The sequence below is a fragment of the Marmoricola sp. URHA0025 HA25 genome, from assembly GCF_054059435.1.
The window spans coordinates 706,191-722,556 of sequence record NZ_JBSSCD010000001.1 but is presented as its reverse complement, the minus strand read 5'-3'; the positions used below and the strand labels follow the sequence as shown (position 1 = coordinate 722,556).

The 16,366-nt window shown below is 71.0% G+C and carries 18 protein-coding genes and 1 riboswitch; of the genes, 7 read left to right on the top strand and 11 right to left on the bottom strand.

Annotated elements, in window-relative coordinates; genetic code table 11:
* Nucleotide 1: 1 nt before the first annotated feature.
* The 5 genes from ACVW00_RS03435 to ACVW00_RS03415 form a co-directional block, all read right to left on the bottom strand.
* Nucleotides 2–151, bottom strand: coding sequence for a hypothetical protein (locus tag ACVW00_RS03435; protein ID WP_457109502.1), 150 nt, complete (start codon nucleotides 149–151; stop codon nucleotides 2–4).
* A 75-nt stretch (nucleotides 152–226) separates the two neighbouring features.
* Nucleotides 227–1,303 carry a ribonucleotide-diphosphate reductase subunit beta gene (locus ACVW00_RS03430; RefSeq protein WP_457109501.1) on the bottom strand — a complete coding sequence of 359 codons (1,077 nt, stop codon included), beginning with the start codon at nucleotides 1,301–1,303 and terminating at the stop codon, nucleotides 227–229.
* Complete coding sequence (locus ACVW00_RS03425) at nucleotides 1,300–3,771, bottom strand: ribonucleoside-diphosphate reductase subunit alpha (RefSeq protein ID WP_457109500.1); 2,472 nt, start codon at nucleotides 3,769–3,771, stop codon at nucleotides 1,300–1,302. The genes ACVW00_RS03430 and ACVW00_RS03425 overlap by 4 nt, the downstream gene beginning before the upstream one ends.
* 121 nt (nucleotides 3,772–3,892) lie before the next feature.
* Nucleotides 3,893–4,098, bottom strand: a riboswitch (cobalamin riboswitch).
* Nucleotides 4,099–4,162: 64 nt separating this feature from the next.
* The gene (locus tag ACVW00_RS03420; protein ID WP_457109499.1) at nucleotides 4,163–4,948 is read right to left on the bottom strand and encodes an SAM-dependent methyltransferase; all 786 of its coding nucleotides are present in this window, start codon (nucleotides 4,946–4,948) and stop codon (nucleotides 4,163–4,165) included.
* Nucleotides 4,945–7,041: an MMPL family transporter gene (locus ACVW00_RS03415; protein ID WP_457109498.1), complete on the bottom strand. Its 2,097-nt coding sequence runs from the start codon at nucleotides 7,039–7,041 to the stop codon at nucleotides 4,945–4,947. Before ACVW00_RS03415 ends, ACVW00_RS03420 begins: the two co-directional genes overlap by 4 nt.
* Nucleotides 7,042–7,168: 127 nt before the next feature.
* Here ACVW00_RS03415 and ACVW00_RS03410 point away from each other — a divergent pair, with 127 nt between their 5' ends.
* Entirely contained in the window at nucleotides 7,169–7,816 is a 648-nt protein-coding gene (locus ACVW00_RS03410; protein ID WP_457109497.1) for a WHG domain-containing protein, read from the top strand.
* Between the two features lie 19 nt (nucleotides 7,817–7,835).
* On the opposite strand, the gene ACVW00_RS03405 is transcribed toward ACVW00_RS03410, so the two are convergent.
* From ACVW00_RS03405 to ACVW00_RS03390, 4 genes are all read right to left on the bottom strand, one after another.
* The gene (locus ACVW00_RS03405; protein WP_457109496.1) at nucleotides 7,836–8,960 is read right to left on the bottom strand and encodes an NAD(P)/FAD-dependent oxidoreductase; all 1,125 of its coding nucleotides are present in this window, start codon (nucleotides 8,958–8,960) and stop codon (nucleotides 7,836–7,838) included.
* Between the two features lie 97 nt (nucleotides 8,961–9,057).
* Nucleotides 9,058–9,399 (bottom strand): DUF1801 domain-containing protein, encoded by a 342-nt coding sequence (locus tag ACVW00_RS03400; protein WP_457109495.1) that lies wholly within the window; start codon nucleotides 9,397–9,399, stop codon nucleotides 9,058–9,060.
* A 53-nt stretch (nucleotides 9,400–9,452) separates the two neighbouring features.
* Entirely contained in the window at nucleotides 9,453–9,821 is a 369-nt protein-coding gene (locus ACVW00_RS03395) for a hypothetical protein (protein WP_457109494.1), read from the bottom strand.
* Between the two features lie 78 nt (nucleotides 9,822–9,899).
* Entirely contained in the window at nucleotides 9,900–10,880 is a 981-nt protein-coding gene (locus ACVW00_RS03390; protein ID WP_457109493.1) for a YihY/virulence factor BrkB family protein, read from the bottom strand.
* Between the two features lie 90 nt (nucleotides 10,881–10,970).
* On the opposite strand from ACVW00_RS03390, the gene ACVW00_RS03385 reads away from it, so the two are divergent.
* From ACVW00_RS03385 to ACVW00_RS03370, 4 genes are read left to right on the top strand one after another with little or no spacing between them, the layout of a single operon-like run.
* On the top strand, nucleotides 10,971–11,552 hold the full coding sequence (locus tag ACVW00_RS03385; protein ID WP_457109492.1) for a dihydrofolate reductase family protein: 582 nt from the start codon (nucleotides 10,971–10,973) through the stop codon (nucleotides 11,550–11,552).
* Nucleotides 11,549–11,818 carry a hypothetical protein gene (locus ACVW00_RS03380; RefSeq protein ID WP_457109491.1) on the top strand — a complete coding sequence of 90 codons (270 nt, stop codon included), beginning with the start codon at nucleotides 11,549–11,551 and terminating at the stop codon, nucleotides 11,816–11,818. Before ACVW00_RS03385 ends, ACVW00_RS03380 begins: the two co-directional genes overlap by 4 nt.
* Nucleotides 11,815–12,696, top strand: coding sequence for a hypothetical protein (locus ACVW00_RS03375; RefSeq protein ID WP_457109490.1), 882 nt, complete (start codon nucleotides 11,815–11,817; stop codon nucleotides 12,694–12,696). The genes ACVW00_RS03380 and ACVW00_RS03375 overlap by 4 nt, the downstream gene beginning before the upstream one ends.
* A gap of 45 nt (nucleotides 12,697–12,741) precedes the next feature.
* Nucleotides 12,742–13,185 (top strand): hypothetical protein, encoded by a 444-nt coding sequence (locus tag ACVW00_RS03370; RefSeq protein WP_457109489.1) that lies wholly within the window; start codon nucleotides 12,742–12,744, stop codon nucleotides 13,183–13,185.
* Between the two features lie 71 nt (nucleotides 13,186–13,256).
* On the opposite strand, the gene ACVW00_RS03365 is transcribed toward ACVW00_RS03370, so the two are convergent.
* Both ACVW00_RS03365 and ACVW00_RS03360 read right to left on the bottom strand, forming a co-directional pair.
* A complete protein-coding gene (locus ACVW00_RS03365; RefSeq protein WP_457109488.1) occupies nucleotides 13,257–13,955 on the bottom strand; it encodes a hypothetical protein in 699 nt (232 codons plus the stop codon).
* 31 nt (nucleotides 13,956–13,986) lie between these two features.
* Nucleotides 13,987–14,292, bottom strand: coding sequence for a hypothetical protein (locus tag ACVW00_RS03360; RefSeq protein ID WP_457109487.1), 306 nt, complete (start codon nucleotides 14,290–14,292; stop codon nucleotides 13,987–13,989).
* Nucleotides 14,293–14,423: 131 nt separating this feature from the next.
* Between ACVW00_RS03360 and ACVW00_RS03355 the strand changes: the two genes are divergently transcribed.
* On the top strand, nucleotides 14,424–15,602 hold the full coding sequence (locus ACVW00_RS03355) for a sensor histidine kinase (RefSeq protein ID WP_457109486.1): 1,179 nt from the start codon (nucleotides 14,424–14,426) through the stop codon (nucleotides 15,600–15,602).
* Nucleotides 15,593–16,252: a response regulator gene (locus ACVW00_RS03350; RefSeq protein ID WP_457109485.1), complete on the top strand. Its 660-nt coding sequence runs from the start codon at nucleotides 15,593–15,595 to the stop codon at nucleotides 16,250–16,252. The genes ACVW00_RS03355 and ACVW00_RS03350 overlap by 10 nt, the downstream gene beginning before the upstream one ends.
* Nucleotides 16,253–16,366 lie beyond the last annotated feature (114 nt).

The window sequence follows — 16,366 nt, the reverse complement described above, 5'->3', positions numbered from 1 at the left end:
GTCAGGAGCCGTCGGGCGGAGCCTGAGCCGGGTCCCAGTCCGGAAGTGGGTCGGGGCCCGGGTCGCCGGGGTCCTCACCGGGCGGCACGGCAGGGTCACCCGAGGGCACGACCTGGGGATCCTCGACGGGTTCGTTCGGTGTCGTCGTCATGCGCCGGGTGTACCCGAGCACCCCCAGCCCAGTCCCGGCCGGCGCGAGGACTCCCCCGCGCCGGCCGGCACCCGCTCAGAAGTCGTCGTCGAAGACGACCGAGCCGCTGACGCCCATCTGGTACGCCGAGACCCGCCGCTCGAAGAAGTTCGAGAGCTCCTGCACGTCCTGGAGCTCCATGAACGCCAGCGGGTTCCTCGAGCCGTAGATCGGCGGCAGGTCGAGGCGCTCCATCCGCCGGTCCGCGACGTACTGGAGGTACTCGCGCATGTCACCGATCGACAGCCCGGCGACACCGTCCGCGAGCAGGTCCTCGGCGAACTGCACCTCGGCGTCGACGGCCTCGACCAGCATCTGCCGGATCTGCTCGGCGAGGTCGTCGTCGAACAGGTCCGGCTCCTCGGCCCGCACCGTGTCGACCACGTCGAACGCGAACGCCATGTGCATCGACTCGTCGCGGAACACCCAGTTCGTGCCGGACGCGAGCCCGTTGAGCAGCCCGCGCGACCGCAGGAAGTAGACATACGCGAACGCGCCGTAGAAGAACAGGCCCTCGATGCAGGCGGCGAAGCAGATCAGGTTGAGCAGGAACGCGCGCCGGTGCTCACGGGTCTCGAGCGCCGGTAGCTCGAAGACCTCGTCGATCCACTTGAAGCAGAAGTCCGCCTTGTTCTTGATCGACGGGATGTTGTCGACCGCGGCGAACGCCTCGTGCCGCGCCTCCTCGTCGGGGACGTAGGTGTCCAGCAGCGTCAGGTAGAACTGGACGTGCACCGCCTCCTCGAAGAGCTGACGGCTGAGGTAGAGCCTCCCCTCGGGCGAGTTGATGTGCTGGTAGAGGTTGAGCACCAGGTTGTTGGCAACGATCGTGTCGCCGGTGGCGAAGAACGCGACCAGCCGGGAGACGAGGTGCCGCTCGGCCTCGCTCAGCCGCTGCAGGTCCTTCAGGTCGGTGTGCAGGTCGACCTCCTCGACGGTCCAGTTGTTCTTGATGCCGTCGCGGAACCGCTCGTAGAACTGCGGGTAGCGCATCGGTCGCAGGGTCAGGTTCATCCCCGGGTCGAGCAGCATCCGGGTCGGCCGCGCGTCGGTCGCAGTGCTTGGTTGGATCTCGGTGGGCTGGGTCTCGGTGGGCTGGGTCTCGGTGGTCACTGGCAGGCCTCGCAGGTCTCGGGGTTCTCCAGGGAGCAGGCGACTGCGTCCTGGTCGGTCGTGGTCAGGATCGGCAGCGCGGGGCTTGCCGCACTGCCGGCGTTCGTCGTGCTCGTGGAGGCACCCGACGTGGTCGCCTGCTGGATCCGGGTCGCCGGGCGCGAGCGCAGGTAGTACGTCGTCTTGAGGCCGGCCTTCCAGGCGTGGGCGTACATCGAGGACAGCTTCCCGATCGTCGGCGAGGCCAGGAACAGGTTGAGCGACTGGCTCTGGTCGATGTACGCCGCCCTGGCCGCAGCCATGTCGATCAGCGCACGCTGCGGCAGCTCCCAGGCGGTCCGGAACAGCGCGCGGACGTCGTCGGGCAGCGCAGCGATGCCCTGGACCGAGCCCTCTGCCTTCTTGATCTGCTCGCGGATCTCGGCGTTCCACAGCCCGCGCGCCTTGAGCTCGCACACGAGCGCGTTGTTCACCTGGAGGAACTCGCCGGAGAGAGTCTCGCGCTTGAACAGGTTGGAGACCTGCGGCTCGATGCACTCGTAGCAGCCGGCGATCGAGGCGATCGTGGCCGTCGGGGCGATGGCAACCAGGAGCGAGTTGCGCAGGCCGGTCTCGGCGATCCGGGCCCGCACGGACGCCCAGCGCTCGGTCTGGCTCGGCGTCGCGTCGGCCCAGAAGTCGGGCTGCAGCCTGCCCTTCGCGGCCCGGGTCTGGTCGAAGGCAGGATGCGCACCGTGGTGCGCAGCCAGCTCGGCCGACACCTCGAGGGCGGTCAGGTAGACCTCTTCCTGGATCCGCGTCGACAGCGCGAGCGCCTCGGCCGAGTCGAACGGCAGCCGGAGGGCGAAGAACACGTCCTGCAGGCCCATCAGGCCCAGGCCGATCGGCCGCCAGCGCGGGTTCGAGGCAGCCGCCTCGGCGCTCGGGTAGAAGTTCACGTCGATGACCCGGTCGAGCAGCGGGACCGCGGTCCTGACGGTGGCACGCAGCTTCTCCCAGTCGACCTCCATTCCGGTCGAGCCTGTCGAGACCAGGTGCCGGCCCAGGTTGATCGAGCCCAGGTTGCACACGGCGGTCTCGGAGTCCGAGGACACCTCGATGATCTCGGTGCACAGGTTCGACAGGTGCACGACCGGGCTGCCGTTGCCCCCGCCGCCGTTCGGCACCGTGTCGGTGGTCTGGTTGCAGGTGCGGTTGGACGCGTCCTTGAAGGTCATCCAGCCGTTGCCGGTCTGCGCGAGCGTGCGCATCATCTTGGCGTAGAGGTCGCGCGCCTTGACGGTGCGCACGACGTCGCCGTCGGCCTCCGCCTTCCGGTACGCCGTGTCGAACGCCCCTCCCCAGAGGTCGACCAGCTCGGGCGCCCGGTCCGGGTCGATCAGCGACCAGTCCTCGTCGGCCTCCACCCGGCGCATGAACTCGTCGGGCACCCAGTTGGCCAGGTTGAGGTTGTGCGTGCGCCGGGCGTCCTCGCCGGTGTTGTCGCGGAGCTCGAGGAACTCCTCGATGTCGGGGTGCCACGGCTCGAGGTAGACGCACGCCGCGCCCTTGCGGCGGCCGCCCTGGTTCACCGCGGCGACCGAGGCGTCGAGCGTGCGCAGGAAGGGGACGATCCCGTTCGACTGGCCGTTGGTGCCGCGGATCAGCGCACCCCGACCGCGCACGCGCGAGAAGGCGATGCCGATGCCGCCGGCGAACTTCGAGAGCTTCGCGACCTGCTGGTAGCGGGAGTAGATCGAGTCCAGGTCGTCGCGCGGTGAGTCGACCAGGTAGCAGGACGACATCTGCGAGTGCGTCGTGCCGGAGTTGAACAGCGTCGGGCTGCTCGGCAGGTAGGCGAGCGAGGACATCAGCCGGTAGAACTCGATCGCCTCTGCCGGCGACTCCGAGAGCCCGCAGGCCACGCGGAGCAGGAAGTACTGCGGGGTCTCGACCACCATCCGCCCGGTCGGGTGGCGCAGCAGGTACCGGTCGTAGACGGTGCGCAGTCCGAAGTACTCGAACCGCCGGTCACCGGCGTGGTCGATCGCGAAGTCGAGCTTGCGGGCGTTGTCCTTGACGAACTTCGCGGTCACGTCGCCGATCAGGCCCTCGGCGTGGCCCAGCGCGACCGACTGGCTGAACGACGCGATCCCCTGGTTGCGGACCTCCTTGTCGATGTAGCCGGCCAGCAGGCGGCCGGCGAGCCGGGAGTACTGCGGCTCCTCGCTGATCATCTCCGCCGAGGTCTGGATCGAGAGCCGGTCGAGCTCGGCGGTGGTGGCGCCGTCGTACAGGCCGCTGATGGTCTTGGTCGCGACCCGCATCGGGTCGACCTCGGCCAGGTCGACGGCCACGCGCTCGACGGCGCGCACGATCTTGTTGACGTCGACGTCCTCGGAGTCGCCGTTGCGCTTCCGCACCTGCATCTGGGTGCGTCGCACCGCGGCCGCCTCGGCTGGCCGCGTCTGGTCCTGGGTGGCTGTCATGACTCTCTCCTCGCGAGCGCTGTGGCCGGCCCGAGGTGCGAGGAGGGTGACGTCAGGGACGCCGCGAGGCTCGGGCGTCGGAGCCGTCAGCCGTCCCACGCGGCATCGGACCACCGTGCCCGTCGGGCACGGTGCGCTGGCAGGTCTTCGGACTCGTGGGCGTACGACTCGACCCCTACTGACCGTCGCTTCCCAGACCGTGGCCCAGTGCTTGTGACGGCGTTCGTTCCCACTCACCGCTGCGGGGCAGTCCCGGACTCACACCGGGTTCCCTCTTGCCTCGACCCGCCCGGATTGACGCGCCGAACCAGCTGCGTGCGCCACCATATGTGGGGTCGCGGACATTTTCCGGGACTAGATGTTGTGTCGGCGTGTCGCAGTGGCCCGAGGGTCACGGTCGCCGTCGGAAGGCTCCGCGGTGGACGCCGAGGACGCCGTCGGCCAGTGCCGCGGCGTAGTTCAGCATCCGGGTGGGGCCGTCGGCCAGCAGTGCCGGCAGCGTCGCCGCGGTGTCCGCCGCGGCGAGGCGAGGGCCGAGCTCGTGGAACCACTGCAGGATCCACTCGGTCTCGTCGACCCACTCGACGGCCTCGAAGCCGGCGCCCACGATGCTGGCGTGCAGGTCGTCCGGCGTCGCCAGGAAGCTGTCCGACCCGTCGATGGACCACGGCAGCGGGAGGGCCACGTTGCCCGGTGCGCGCCGGCAGACCTCGAACACCGCGAATGGCGCGCCGGGGCGCAGCCGCTTCGCGATGCCGGCGAAGAAGGCGCCCTTGTCGGCGACGTTCATCTGCACGTGCATCGTGTACGCCGCGTCGAAGTCGTGCCGCTCGAGGCTCCCGAGCTCGGCGAGGACGAAGGCGACCCGTCCCCCGAGCCCGAGAGTCCCGGTCAGGGCGGTCGCGGCCTCGACGTAGGCCGGCGTGACGTCCACGCCGAGGACCGTGCAACCGGTGGCGAGAGCGACCTGCCGGGCGGGCCCGCCCAACCCGGAGCCGACGTCGAGGACCGTCATCCCGGGCTCGAGCCGGAGGCTCGGCAGGAGCCGCTCGACCGCCTCGGCGCCGCCGCTGTGGAACTGGTCGATGCCGTCTCGCTGCGCCTGCGTCAGAGCGCCGAGGTCGCCACCGTGGAGCGCCTCGATCGAGTCGACCAGGCCCGTCTCCGCATACGTCATGCGGGCACCTCGATCGGGGGCGCGGCGTCGACCGTCGGCGTCTCGGACAGCCCGAACCTCCGGTGCAGCGCCCGCAGCGGCGCCGGCGCCCACCAGGCGGCATCGCCGAGGAGCCGCATCGACGCCGGCAGCAGCACCCCGCGGACCAGGGTGGCGTCGACCAGGATCGCCAGACCGGTGCCGAGCCCGAAGAGCTGGATGAAGGCGACGTCGCTGACCAGGAAGGCGAAGAAGCTGATCGCGATCAGCGCAGCGGCGGTGGTCACGATCCGGCCGGTCCGCGACAGGCCGTGCACGACAGCCGCCCGGGACTCGTGACCGAGGTCGTGCATCTCCTTGACCCTGCCGAGCACGAAGACCTCGTAGTCCATGGAGAGCCCGAACGCGACGGTGAAGAGCAGCACGGTCATGCTGGTGTCCATCGGCATCGGCGTGAACCCGAGCAGCCCGGACAGGTGGCCCCTCTGGAACACCCACACCATCGCACCGACAGTCGCCGACATGCTCACCGCGTTGAGCACCAGCGCGCGCAGTGGCTGCACGACGCTCCCGGTGAACAGGAACAGGATCACGAACGTGGCGAGCGCCATCCAGCCGAGCGCGTAGGGCAGCCGGCTGCCGATCGCGTGCAGGCTGTCGGCCAGCTCGGCCGTCGGACCCCCGACCAGGGTCTCCACGCCCGCCGGCCCCGGGAGGTCCCGGATCTCGGCGACCAGAACGCGGGCGTCCTTGGAGCGTCTGTCGAGGCCGGTCACGGCCGAGACCCGGGCAGAGTCGCGCGCGGTGGCCGTCTCCACGCGGACGACGCCGGGCAGCTGCGCCACCTGGGCGGCGTACGTCGTGAGCGCGGCGTTCCCGACCGGCGCCGTCGTGACCACCTCGATCGCCGTGGTCTCGTCGCCGGCGAAGTCCTGCCGCAGCATGTCCCCCACCTGGCGACTGTCCGCGCTGGCGGGCAGCACCCGGTCGTCGGGGGTCCCGAACGAGATGCCGAGCAGCGGGCTCGCGGCCAGGAGCAGCAGCGCCAGGACGGGTGCCGCAGCGACCACGGGACGACGCTGCACGAACGCGGCCAACCGTGCCCAGAAGGGTGTCTCCCCGCCGCGGATCCCCTGGATGCGCGGCAGTCGCCACGCGTCGACGCGGTGGTCGAGCAGCGTCAGCGCCGCGGGCAGGAGCACCACGGCGCTCGCGGCGGTAATCACCATGACGCCGATGCCGGCGTACGCGAAGCTGCGCAGGAAGTAGAGCGGGAAGATCAGCATCGCCGCCAGCGCGGACGTCACCGTGACCGCGCTGAACACGATCGTCCGGCCGGCGGTCTCGACAGCACGGACGACCGCCTCCTCCCCTGTCCGACCGGCTGCCCGCTCCTCACGCACGCGCGCCACCATCAGCAGGCCGTAGTCGACCGCGAGGCCCAGGCCGAGACCGGTCGTGAGGTTGATCGAGTAGATGGAGACGTCCGTCAGGCCGCCCAGCACGGAGAGCTCCCCGAAGGTGCCGAGGATCGCGATCATGCCGACCGTCAGCGTGATCAGGGCGCCGACGACGTTGCCGAAGGCGAGCAGCAGCAGCACCAGGATGAGCGGGATCGCGATGCTCTCCGCGAGGCCCAGGTCCTGGCCGATCTGGCCGGCGACCTCCTGGGACACTCCCTCCTGGCCGCCGATCCGCACGTCGAGGCCGCCCCGGTCGCCGGAGTAGCGGTCGACCACATCGCCCGCTGCGGAGTCCTCGTCGGCGGTGTCGGAGAGGTTCGCCGTCACCAGCGCCGACCGCCCGTCCCTGGAGCGGAGCCCATCGGAGTCGGCGTCGAAGTACGAGACAACGTGGGTCAGGTCCGGGTCGTGCCGGAGCCGCTCCGTGAGCGCGGCCCCGGCCGCGTGCGCCGACGTCGCGTCCACGCCCGGACCATCGGCGCTGAGCAGGAACACGAAGTCGGCGTCGCCGCCGAAGTCGCGCTCGAGGACCTGAGCGGCGCGCGAGCTCTCCGAGCTCGGGTCGTCGAAGCCCTCGGTCTGCAGCTTGGAGAACGCACCGAGCCCGAGGTACGCCGCGCCGATGACCGCCAAGGTGCCGAGGACGAGCACCCACCGTGCCTCGGGAGACCACGAAGGCTCCGATTCGCTGGAACATGCCGACTCCTGAATGTGTGCAGACGTAAACTTGATGGGTGTTAACTTGGCACCAATGTTTCCAGGTGTCAACATGTATTCCGTGACCACGACCTCGCTCCGCGCGACCTACCACCACGGCGACCTGCGCAACGCCCTGGTGGACGCGGCCGCCGACCTCGCCGAGCGAGGAGGCCCCGACGCGGTGACCATCCGCGCCGCCGCCCGCGGCGCCGGGGTGACCCCGACCGCGGCGTACCGGCACTTCGCGGGTCACGCCGAGCTGCTCGACGCCGCCAAGGGCGAGGCGCTCGAGCGGATGGCGACGATGATCCTGGAGGCGCTCGGCGACCCGCCCGAAGGCGGCGACGCCGTCGATGCCGCGCTCCACCGGATGCGGGCAGGTGGCCGCGGCTACGTGAGGTTCGCCCTCGCGCAACCGGGGCTCTTCCGGACCGCCTTCTGCCGCTCCACGCACGACGACCTGCAGGACGCCAGGGCAGCCCTGGCCGCCGCCCCGCCGCACGCGTTCCTGACCGAGGCGCTCGACGAGCTCGTCGAGGTCGGCTGGCTCGACCCGGCGCTGCGTCCGCACGCCGAGACCCCGGCCTGGGCGGCCGTGCACGGGCTCAGCCTGCTGCTCCTCGACGGGCCCTACCAGTCCCTCGACGACGCCGAGCGCGAGGCGCTGATCGACGCGACGCTCGAGATGACGCTCCGCGGACTCGCGGGCGGCCCGGCCGCACGCTGAGCCGGTTCCGCGGCGTTCCTCAGCCCTGCCCGAACCACCGTCGGGCGCGACTGCGCCCGAACTCCGCCTTCACCGCAGCGAGGTCGTGCGACGGCCCTTCCAGCGTGCCGGTCGGGGCTTCGCCAGTGCGGAAGGTGACGTCGACGACGCCGACCCGGTCGTCGCCGAACTCGACGTAGCAGACGCCGCGCCCGTCGTAACCGGCCGACTTCGCGCCACCGCGGGCTCGCTCGACGATGGCCGCCGCGACGACCGCGGCCTGGCCCTCGGCGAACACGCCGGCCTTGGGCGTCCCCGCGCTCGTGACGTCGCCGACGGCGTACACGCCGGGCCAGCGCGTCTCGAGGGTGGTCGGGTCGACCGCGATCCAGCCGTCCACGGTCAGCCCGGACCGCTCGACGACGGCCGGTGCCCGGTGCACGGGTACGCCGAGGAAGAGGTCGTAGGGCAGCTCCTCGCCGTCGTCGAGCACGACGAGCCTGCGATCAGGGTCGAGCTCGCGCACCGACCGGCGGGCGCGGAACTCGATGCCGCGCTCCGCGAACGCCGCGGCGAGCGCCTCCGATGCCTCGGGTGACGGCGGAACCGGCGACGGGAGCGGCAGCACCAGGGTGACCTGCGAACGTTCGCGGAGCCCCCGCGAGCGGAGGAGCTCCTCGACGAGGAGCGCTGCCTCGCTCGGCGCCGGCGGGCACTTGTACGGCGTCGAGGTGACCCCGACGACCACCCGGCCGCCGTCGAACGCGGCGAGGACGTCGCGCAGCGCGAACGCACCGGCCTCGGTGTAGAACTCGTGGCCGCCCTCGCGCAGGCCGGGCGTCGCGTCCGGGTCGAGGTCGGCACCAAGGGCGATCACCAGGACGTCGGACTCGAACGTGCCGGCCGTCGTCTCGACCCGTCGGCCGACCGGGTCGATGTGGTCGACCTCGGCGCGCACGAAGCGCACCCCGGGCTTCACGATGTCTGCGTAACGGTGCCGGACCTGCTCGGGCAGCCGGCGGCCGAACATCACGTCGAGCTTGGCGAAGCCGAACACGAAGTCATCGGTGCGGTCGACGAGCACGACGTCGACGCCGTCACCGAGCTCCTCGGACAGCCGGGCGGTCAGCTCGAGGCCGCCGAAGCCGGCGCCGAGCACGGTCACACGCAGACGGTCCTCCCCAGGCACCGGCTCAACGTACCGGCGGGAGGCTGGAGGGCCGGCGGTCGTGGCGAGCTGGTCTGCACCACCGGCAGCAGGCTCAGCCGCCGTTGGCGGCTACCGCCTCGCGGACCAGGGCCACGAAGGCGTCCTCGTCGAGCTCGTCGCCCTCGAAGAGGTCGATGGCGCGCCGGGTGCCGGCGTCGAGGCTCGCGTTGAACAGCCGGTCCGGATCAGCGAGCGAGGCACCCCTGGCGAAGGTGAGCTTCACCTTGTCCTTGTAGGCCTCGACGGTGCAGATCAGGCCGCCCGAGGACGAGAACGTCGGCACGCCGTCGGGGTTCGACGCCTTGCGCCACTTCGCCTCCTCGACGACCTCCGGCTCGGCCCGGGAGATGAGGGCCCGCACCCGGTCGACGTACGCGGTTCGCCAGTCAGCCATGGGGCGGACCCTACCCATCCCGGCGGGCACCGCCGACTCGAGGTCAGCGAGGCTCAGTCGCGCTCCCAGGGCGCCTCGTCGTCCATCTTCGCGTAGTACTTGGCCAGGTGGCTCTTCACGCGCTCGACGTCGGACTTCGGGAGGTCGACGCCGCCCCGGGCGCCCTGGACGACGTTCGCGGCCGCCATCACGCCGCGTGGCACGGCCCTGAGCTCGCCGTCGACCACGTCGGCGACCAGCAGCTTGTACGCCGTGAAGTTGTCCTTCTCGTCCGCGTCGTACCAGACGTGGGCGTCGCGGTACCTCTCGTTGGGCTCGTCCTCCGCGTCGGCCCAGCGACGAACCCGCCTCTCGGCGGCGTCTCCGTCCCACTCGCGGTCGCGGTCGGCCAGGGGCAGGTCCTGGAACGTGGTCACAGCCATGAAGTCCTCCCGTCGGCTCTTCGTTGGATGACCTCGCCGTACCCAGGAGGCGCGCCGCAAACGCGCGGCGGCCCCACCTCAGGACGGCTGGTCGCCGAAGCTGACGTCGACCTGCTCGAAACCCTTGTGCCGCTGGGCCTGCGCGTACTCGCGGTACACCCGCTTGTCGGCCTCGGTGAGCTGGACGGCATCGGTGAAGGGGGTGAGCAGGGCGCGTGGGTACAGCCGCTTGCCGAGGACGACGTTGAGCTCGAGGCCGAACATCGCGAGCACGGTCGCGAGGTAGACCAGCGCCACGAGGCCCAGGACCAGTGCGAAGACTGCGTTCATCTCGTTGGCCTTCTTGACGACGTGCTCGACGTACACGCTGCCGGCCAGCTGCAGCAGCTGCCAGAGCACCGCGATGAGTGCGGCACCGGGAAGGACGTCGCGAATTCTCTCCTCCCTCGGGGTCGACAGGCGCATCATCAGCGCGAGCACGAACGTGTTGACCAGCACGCTGAGCGCGAGTGCCAGCCAGTGCACCTCGGACCCGAAGTCGCGACCGAGTACGTCGAGGTGGCTGCCCAGGCTGGTGACCACGGCGATGAAGACGAGCGCAAGGCCCGCACCGCCGATCCACACCAGGCTGCGCAGCCGGCTCACGATCGGGTTCAGCCGGACGTTGCGCGGGATCGCCCAGCAGACGTTGACGGCGTTGTGGGCCACCTGCCCGAGACCGATGACGCCGTAGAGCGCGGCGACCGAGCCGATCACGACCGCAGAGGCGGATCCCCGGATCCCCTCCGGACGGCCCAGCTGGTCGCCGACGATCGGGAACTGGGCCAGGGCCGAGGTCAGGATCTTCTCCTGCAGGGCGGGATGGCCCTGCAGCACGAACCCGAGCACGGACGATCCGATCAGCATCAGCGGGAAGATCGCGACGAAGGCGTAGTAGGTGATCGCGGCCGCGAGGTAGCCGCCCTGGTCGTCGAAGAACTTGTAGACGACGGCGATCGGGATGCCGACGGCCCGGCGACGGCGCTGCCAGGCGTCGATGCGGTCCACGAGCTCGGGCACGGAACGAACGCTACGGCAGCGCTCGCGTCCTGACCGGCCTGTGGACGCGTCGGGCAGTAGCGTGTGCGGGACGCACCATCGGAGGTGGGCATGGCCAGGCTGATCTACTCGGCGATCGCATCGCTCGACGGCTACACCGAGGACCGGAGCGGCAAGTTCGACTGGGCGGCTCCCGACGAAGACGTGCACCGGTTCGTCAACGACCTCGAGCGGCCCGTGGGCACCTACCTCTACGGTCGCCGGATGTACGAGACGATGGTCTACTGGGAGACCGTGGCTCCCGGCGACGACGAGTCGGAGGTGGAGCTCGACTACGCGGAGGTGTGGCGAGCGGCCGACAAGATCGTCTACTCGCGGACGCTGGAGACGCCGTCGAGCGCGCGGACCCGGATCGCGCACGACTTCGACCCGGCGGCGATCCGGGAGCTCAAGGAGTCCTCCGAGCGCGACCTCACCATCGGCGGTCCCGAGCTCGCCTGGCAGGCAATGGCGGCGGGCCTCGTCGACGAGTGCCAGCTGTTCCTCTGCCCGATCGTCATCGGCGGTGGGAAGCGCGCACTGCCCGACGACCTGCGTCTCGGGCTCGAGCTGCTGGACGAGCACCGCTTCGCCAACGGCGTGGTCCATCTCCGGTACGCCGTCGCCGACCAGGAAGAGGGAGTCCAAGGATGAGCTGGACCCTGGATCCGGGCCTCTACCGCTGCCCCGAGCACGGGGTCGACCTGACTGCCGAGGTCCGGAAGGAGGCGCTCGCCGACGGGACGACGGTCGTCACGGGCGGCGGTGGCATGCAGGGTGAGGATGCTCCGCCCGTCGACGTACCCGAGTACTCGCCGGCGGGGCCCTTCCTCGTGGTCGTCACGTGCCCCGGAAGGACCGCTGCGGAAGGGGAGGAGCCCAAGCCGCACGAGCAGCCCTTCGAAGGCCTCGTCCGATGACGACGGGTACCCCTGGATCGGCACCGGATCCGTTGCCGCCGACGATGTCTGCGGACGAGATCGCGATGTGGACCAAGGCGGCCGACGACCTCGCCGCTCCGCAGGTGCTGGCCCGCATCGCTGCCCACGACAAGGCGGTCGTCAGCACGGTCGGCACCGTCGGTACCCTCCTCGCCGGCCTGGGTGGGGTCACGGCCGCGATCTCCATCACCCGCGGCACCTTCTACCTGCACGGCCTGCCGGTGGTTCCGGTAGGAGCGCTGGCCACGAGCCTGCTCGCCGGCCTTGCCGTCGGCGTCGCCCTGTTCGGGAGCCGCCCGGAGTTCGCGGTGGTCAACACCCACAACCTGCTCCAGGTGAAGAAGTGGTACGCGCAGGAGGTGGACCGGGGCAAGACCACGGTCCAGATCGCGTCGGGGCTCTTCATCGGTGCCGCCTTCGTCGCGGCCGCGACCTCCGCGGTTGCCGGAGTGCTCGCGGTCACCAATGCGCAGACCGACCCACGCAACCTGGCCGCCCTGTCCACGACTGCGGGCGACAAGGGCGCGGTCACGGTGCACCTCTCCGGCGCGGTCGACGGACTCGACAAGGACGAGCACCTGCTGGTCGCAGTCACGGGCGACAGCCAGGCCCGTGCGGGCGACCTGATCAGTGTCGAGGTCTACCCGGACGCGGACGGGAAGGCGACCCTCGACGCCGAGGCGCAGGCCCCGGTCGGCAGCACCAAGGTCGTTGCCGCCATCTGGGTGCTCGGCAAGGGCGAGACCGCCGACGGTGCGACCACCTCGAGATCCGCTCCGGACTTCGGCCTGACCGCTACGTATCCCGAGGTCCCCGAGCCGGAGAAGCCCGCACCTGCGCCGGCGGCCACCGGCTAGTCCCACCCGCCCTGGTGACATGGGGCGCTGGTTAGGGTGGTCGTGATGACTGCGTCCGACGACTACTGCGAGCTGTGCGATCTGCCCAGGAGCCAGTGCATCCACGGCCGGCCACCGCCGGTGCCGAAGGCCGTCGTCAAGCCGCCGCCGGCACCGAGGAAGCGAGCGGCCACTCGAGGCGTCTCGACACCGAGCCGGGCCAAGCCGGTGAACCGGCGCTGGACGCCTCCGGAGGTGTTCAAGCCGCTGATCGTCAGCGTGCTCGAGGAGGCCGGGGGCGAGCTGGAGGCGGACGACGTCTTCCTCGAGCTGGAGATCCTCGCCGAGGACCGGCTGCTGCCCGGCGACAGCGAGACGACGCCCGAGGGCGAGCTGCGCTGGCGGTACGCCGCGCGTCGCGCGCGCGTCGCCCTCATCGACGAGGGTCTGATGACCAAGTCCCGACCCGGCGTCTGGCAGCTCGCCCCGTCCCGCCCGGGCCAGCGCTAGGGGCCCGCGCACGCGCGCAGCACCCTGGAGCACGCTCCGGGGGAACGTGCCCCAGGGTCGGGGTCGGAGGATCAGGCGCCTGCGGGCACCGGCTCGTGCTCGCGCACACCCCCCGGGACCGGTACGCCGGTGCGCAGGATCGCCCGACCGATCACGGCCAGCCAGATCACGTTGATCGCGCCGATGCTGGCGACCGCACCCCAGCCGTTGGCGGCGTAGAAGTTCGCCGCGTCCATGCCGAAGAAGATCGACGGCACCAGGGCGAGGTTGACGAGGGCCAGCACGACGCTCCCCCTCACCACCAGGCGCGAGAAGCGCTGGCGCACCGCGGGGGTTGCGGCGAAGGCGATCAGGAACAGTGCCACCAGGACCCGGGCGATCGGGCCGTGCAGCATGACCATGCTGGCGGCCAGGGGTCCGTCGACGGTGGGGTCGAGGGACCCGTCGGGGAACTGCAGCGTGGTGCCCACCTCGAGAGAGGTCGCGACGAGGGTGACGAGCACGTAGCTGCGCAACGCGGTGACCGCGACCTCGCCGGCCAGGCCGGCGTCACCGTCGCCGAAGCCACGCAGCAGCCGGCCGAGTCCGACGGTGAAGACGAGGAACGAGGTGAAGGTGGCCAAGGTGATCAGGTTGCGGACCAGGACGTTCGACTCGGGCGGCGGACCCGAGTACACGAAGTACAGGGCGATCATCACCAGGGAAAGGGTGCCGCCGAGCAGGGCGGCCCACCCGGCGACGAGGCGGTCGGTCGAGGTGGAGCGGATCATGACGAACTCCTTGGAGGTGTGGGTGGAGGAATCAGCGGGCGGAGGCGGTGGCCCACCAGGTGTGCCACCGGTCGGCGATCGTGAGGCCTGCGACGGCCGCCGCGGCCGGGACCGTCGTCCACAGCCACCACGGGGAGTCGAGGTGGCCGGTGAGGACGGCGATCGTCAGCCAGACGACGACCTGGACGAGCGTCGTGATCAGGCCGCCGTACGCGAAGGCCGACCGGGCGAGCAGGATCCGGCGCTCGAGGGATCCCCTGGGTGCGAGGACCGGGCCGAACACCTGCTCGCCGACGGCGTGGATGCGGGTTGTCGTGGTGCTGGTTGTCGGGTTCATGGGCTCAGCGTGGTCGCCGCGAACCGCTCCGCGCGTCCGGCGAACTGCGTAAAGCTCGCGACCATCGGCTGACCACGGGTCCGCCGAAAGGGGGACCCGCACAGGGGTGACCGCGTCATAGGGTCGCCGGTGTGAGCGACGACGTGGCAGACGAGCACGGGAGCTCGGCGCCACAGACCTGGCGCCGTCTCGTGCCGTCGGCGACGGTCGTGCTGGCCTCGTTCGCGGGGGGCCTGGTGCTGCTCTACCAGGTCCTCGAGACCGGGCCCGGCGGGTCGTGGCGCCAGGTCGACCTGGTGTGCGGCGCGCTCGCCTGCCTGGCCCTGGTCTGGCGTCGCCGCGCGCCGGTCGTGGTGGCCCTGGTCCTGGCCGCAGCGGCATCCGTGGTCGCCTCTGCCGGAGTGGCCAACATGGTCGCGCTCTACTTCGTGGCGCGCTTCCGGTCGCTTCTCGTGGCCGTCGCGGTGGCAGTCGCCGAGGTCGCGTCCGGGTGGGTCTTCTGGCTGGTCTACCCGGGCAACAAGGGGCTGTCCCTCACGCTCACGGTCAACATCGCGATCGCTGCGGCCGTCACGGCGTGGGGAGCCCTGCTGCAGGCGCAGAGCGCGCTCCTCGACGCCTACCGCGAGCGAGCCGAGCGTGCCGAGCGGGAGGAGGCGCTGCGCGAGGACCGCATCCGCGCCACCGAACGGACCCGGATCGCCCGGGAGATGCACGACGTCGTCGCCCACCGGATCTCGCTGGTCGCACTGCACGCCGGCGGCCTCGAGGTCGCTCCGGACCACCTCACCGACCAGGTGCGCGAGGCTGCGTCACTGATCCGCTCCTCGGCAGTTCTCGCGCTCGACGAGCTGCGCGCCGCCATCGGGGTCCTGCGCGAGGACGAGCCGCGCAGCCTGGACCGGCCCGGCCTCGACCGCCTCGGCGACCTGGTGCAGGAGGCACGTGCGGCGGGGCAGGAGGTCGAGCTGGTCGTCGACCTTCAGCCCGTTCCTGCGGCCGACGGGAACGCCGATCCGCTCGCCGCCCCGGGTGTCGGCAGGGACGTGTACCGGATCGTCCAGGAGGGCCTGACGAACGCCCGGAAGCACGCACCGGGAGAGCCGGTGCGCGTCGCCGTCACCCGGGCCGACGAGGACGTCGAGGTCGTCCTGGTCAACTCGTGCGTCGACCGGTTCCTCGGCGTCCCGGGGACCGGGAGTGGCCTGATCGGCCTGGTGGAGCGCGCCGCCCTGGCCGGCGGTGAGCTCAGCCACGGCGTGGCGCCGACGGGCGACTTCGAGGTGCGGGCGAGGTTGCCATGGCGCTGACGACGGTGCTCATCGTGGACGACGACGCCCTGGTCCGGACGGGCCTGCGGATGGTGCTGTCCAGCGATCCCGGGATCGAGGTCGTCGGCGAGGCGCTCAACGGCGCGGAGGCGCTGACCGCCGCCCGGGACACGGGCCCGGACGTGGTCCTGATGGATCTGCAGATGCCGGTGATGGACGGCGTCGAGGCGACCCGGCAGCTGAACGAGATGGAAGCGCCGCCGATGGTATTGATGCTGACGACGTTCCACCTCGACTCCTACGTGCTCGACGCGCTCGAGGCAGGAGCCCGCGGCTACCTCCTCAAGGACACCGCTCCGCGTGAGCTGACCCGGGCGATCCACCTCGTGGCCGGCGGGGAGTCGATCTTCTCGGCGACGGTGACCGAGGGCCTGGTCAGGCGGCTCGGCAACGAGGGCCGGGACCGTCGTACCGACGAGGCGCGACAGCGGCTGGAGAGCCTGACCGAGCGTGAGCGGACCGTGGCGGAGGCAGTTGCCGACGGTCTGTCCAACGCCGCCATCGCCACGTCGCTGTACATGGGCGAAGCCACGGTGAAGACCCACGTCTCGCGGATCCTCACCAAGACAGGCAGCGACAACCGGGTCCAGATCGCCCTCCTGGTGTACGAGTCACGCGCTGCCGGTTGACGGCGGCGTTTCGAGGTGGCCGGAAAGGGAACCGGGGCCATGGAGCCTGACGAGCTGCGCTCCGACAACCGTGAGGAGTCCCGCCATGTTGTGGACCATCTTGATCATCCTGGT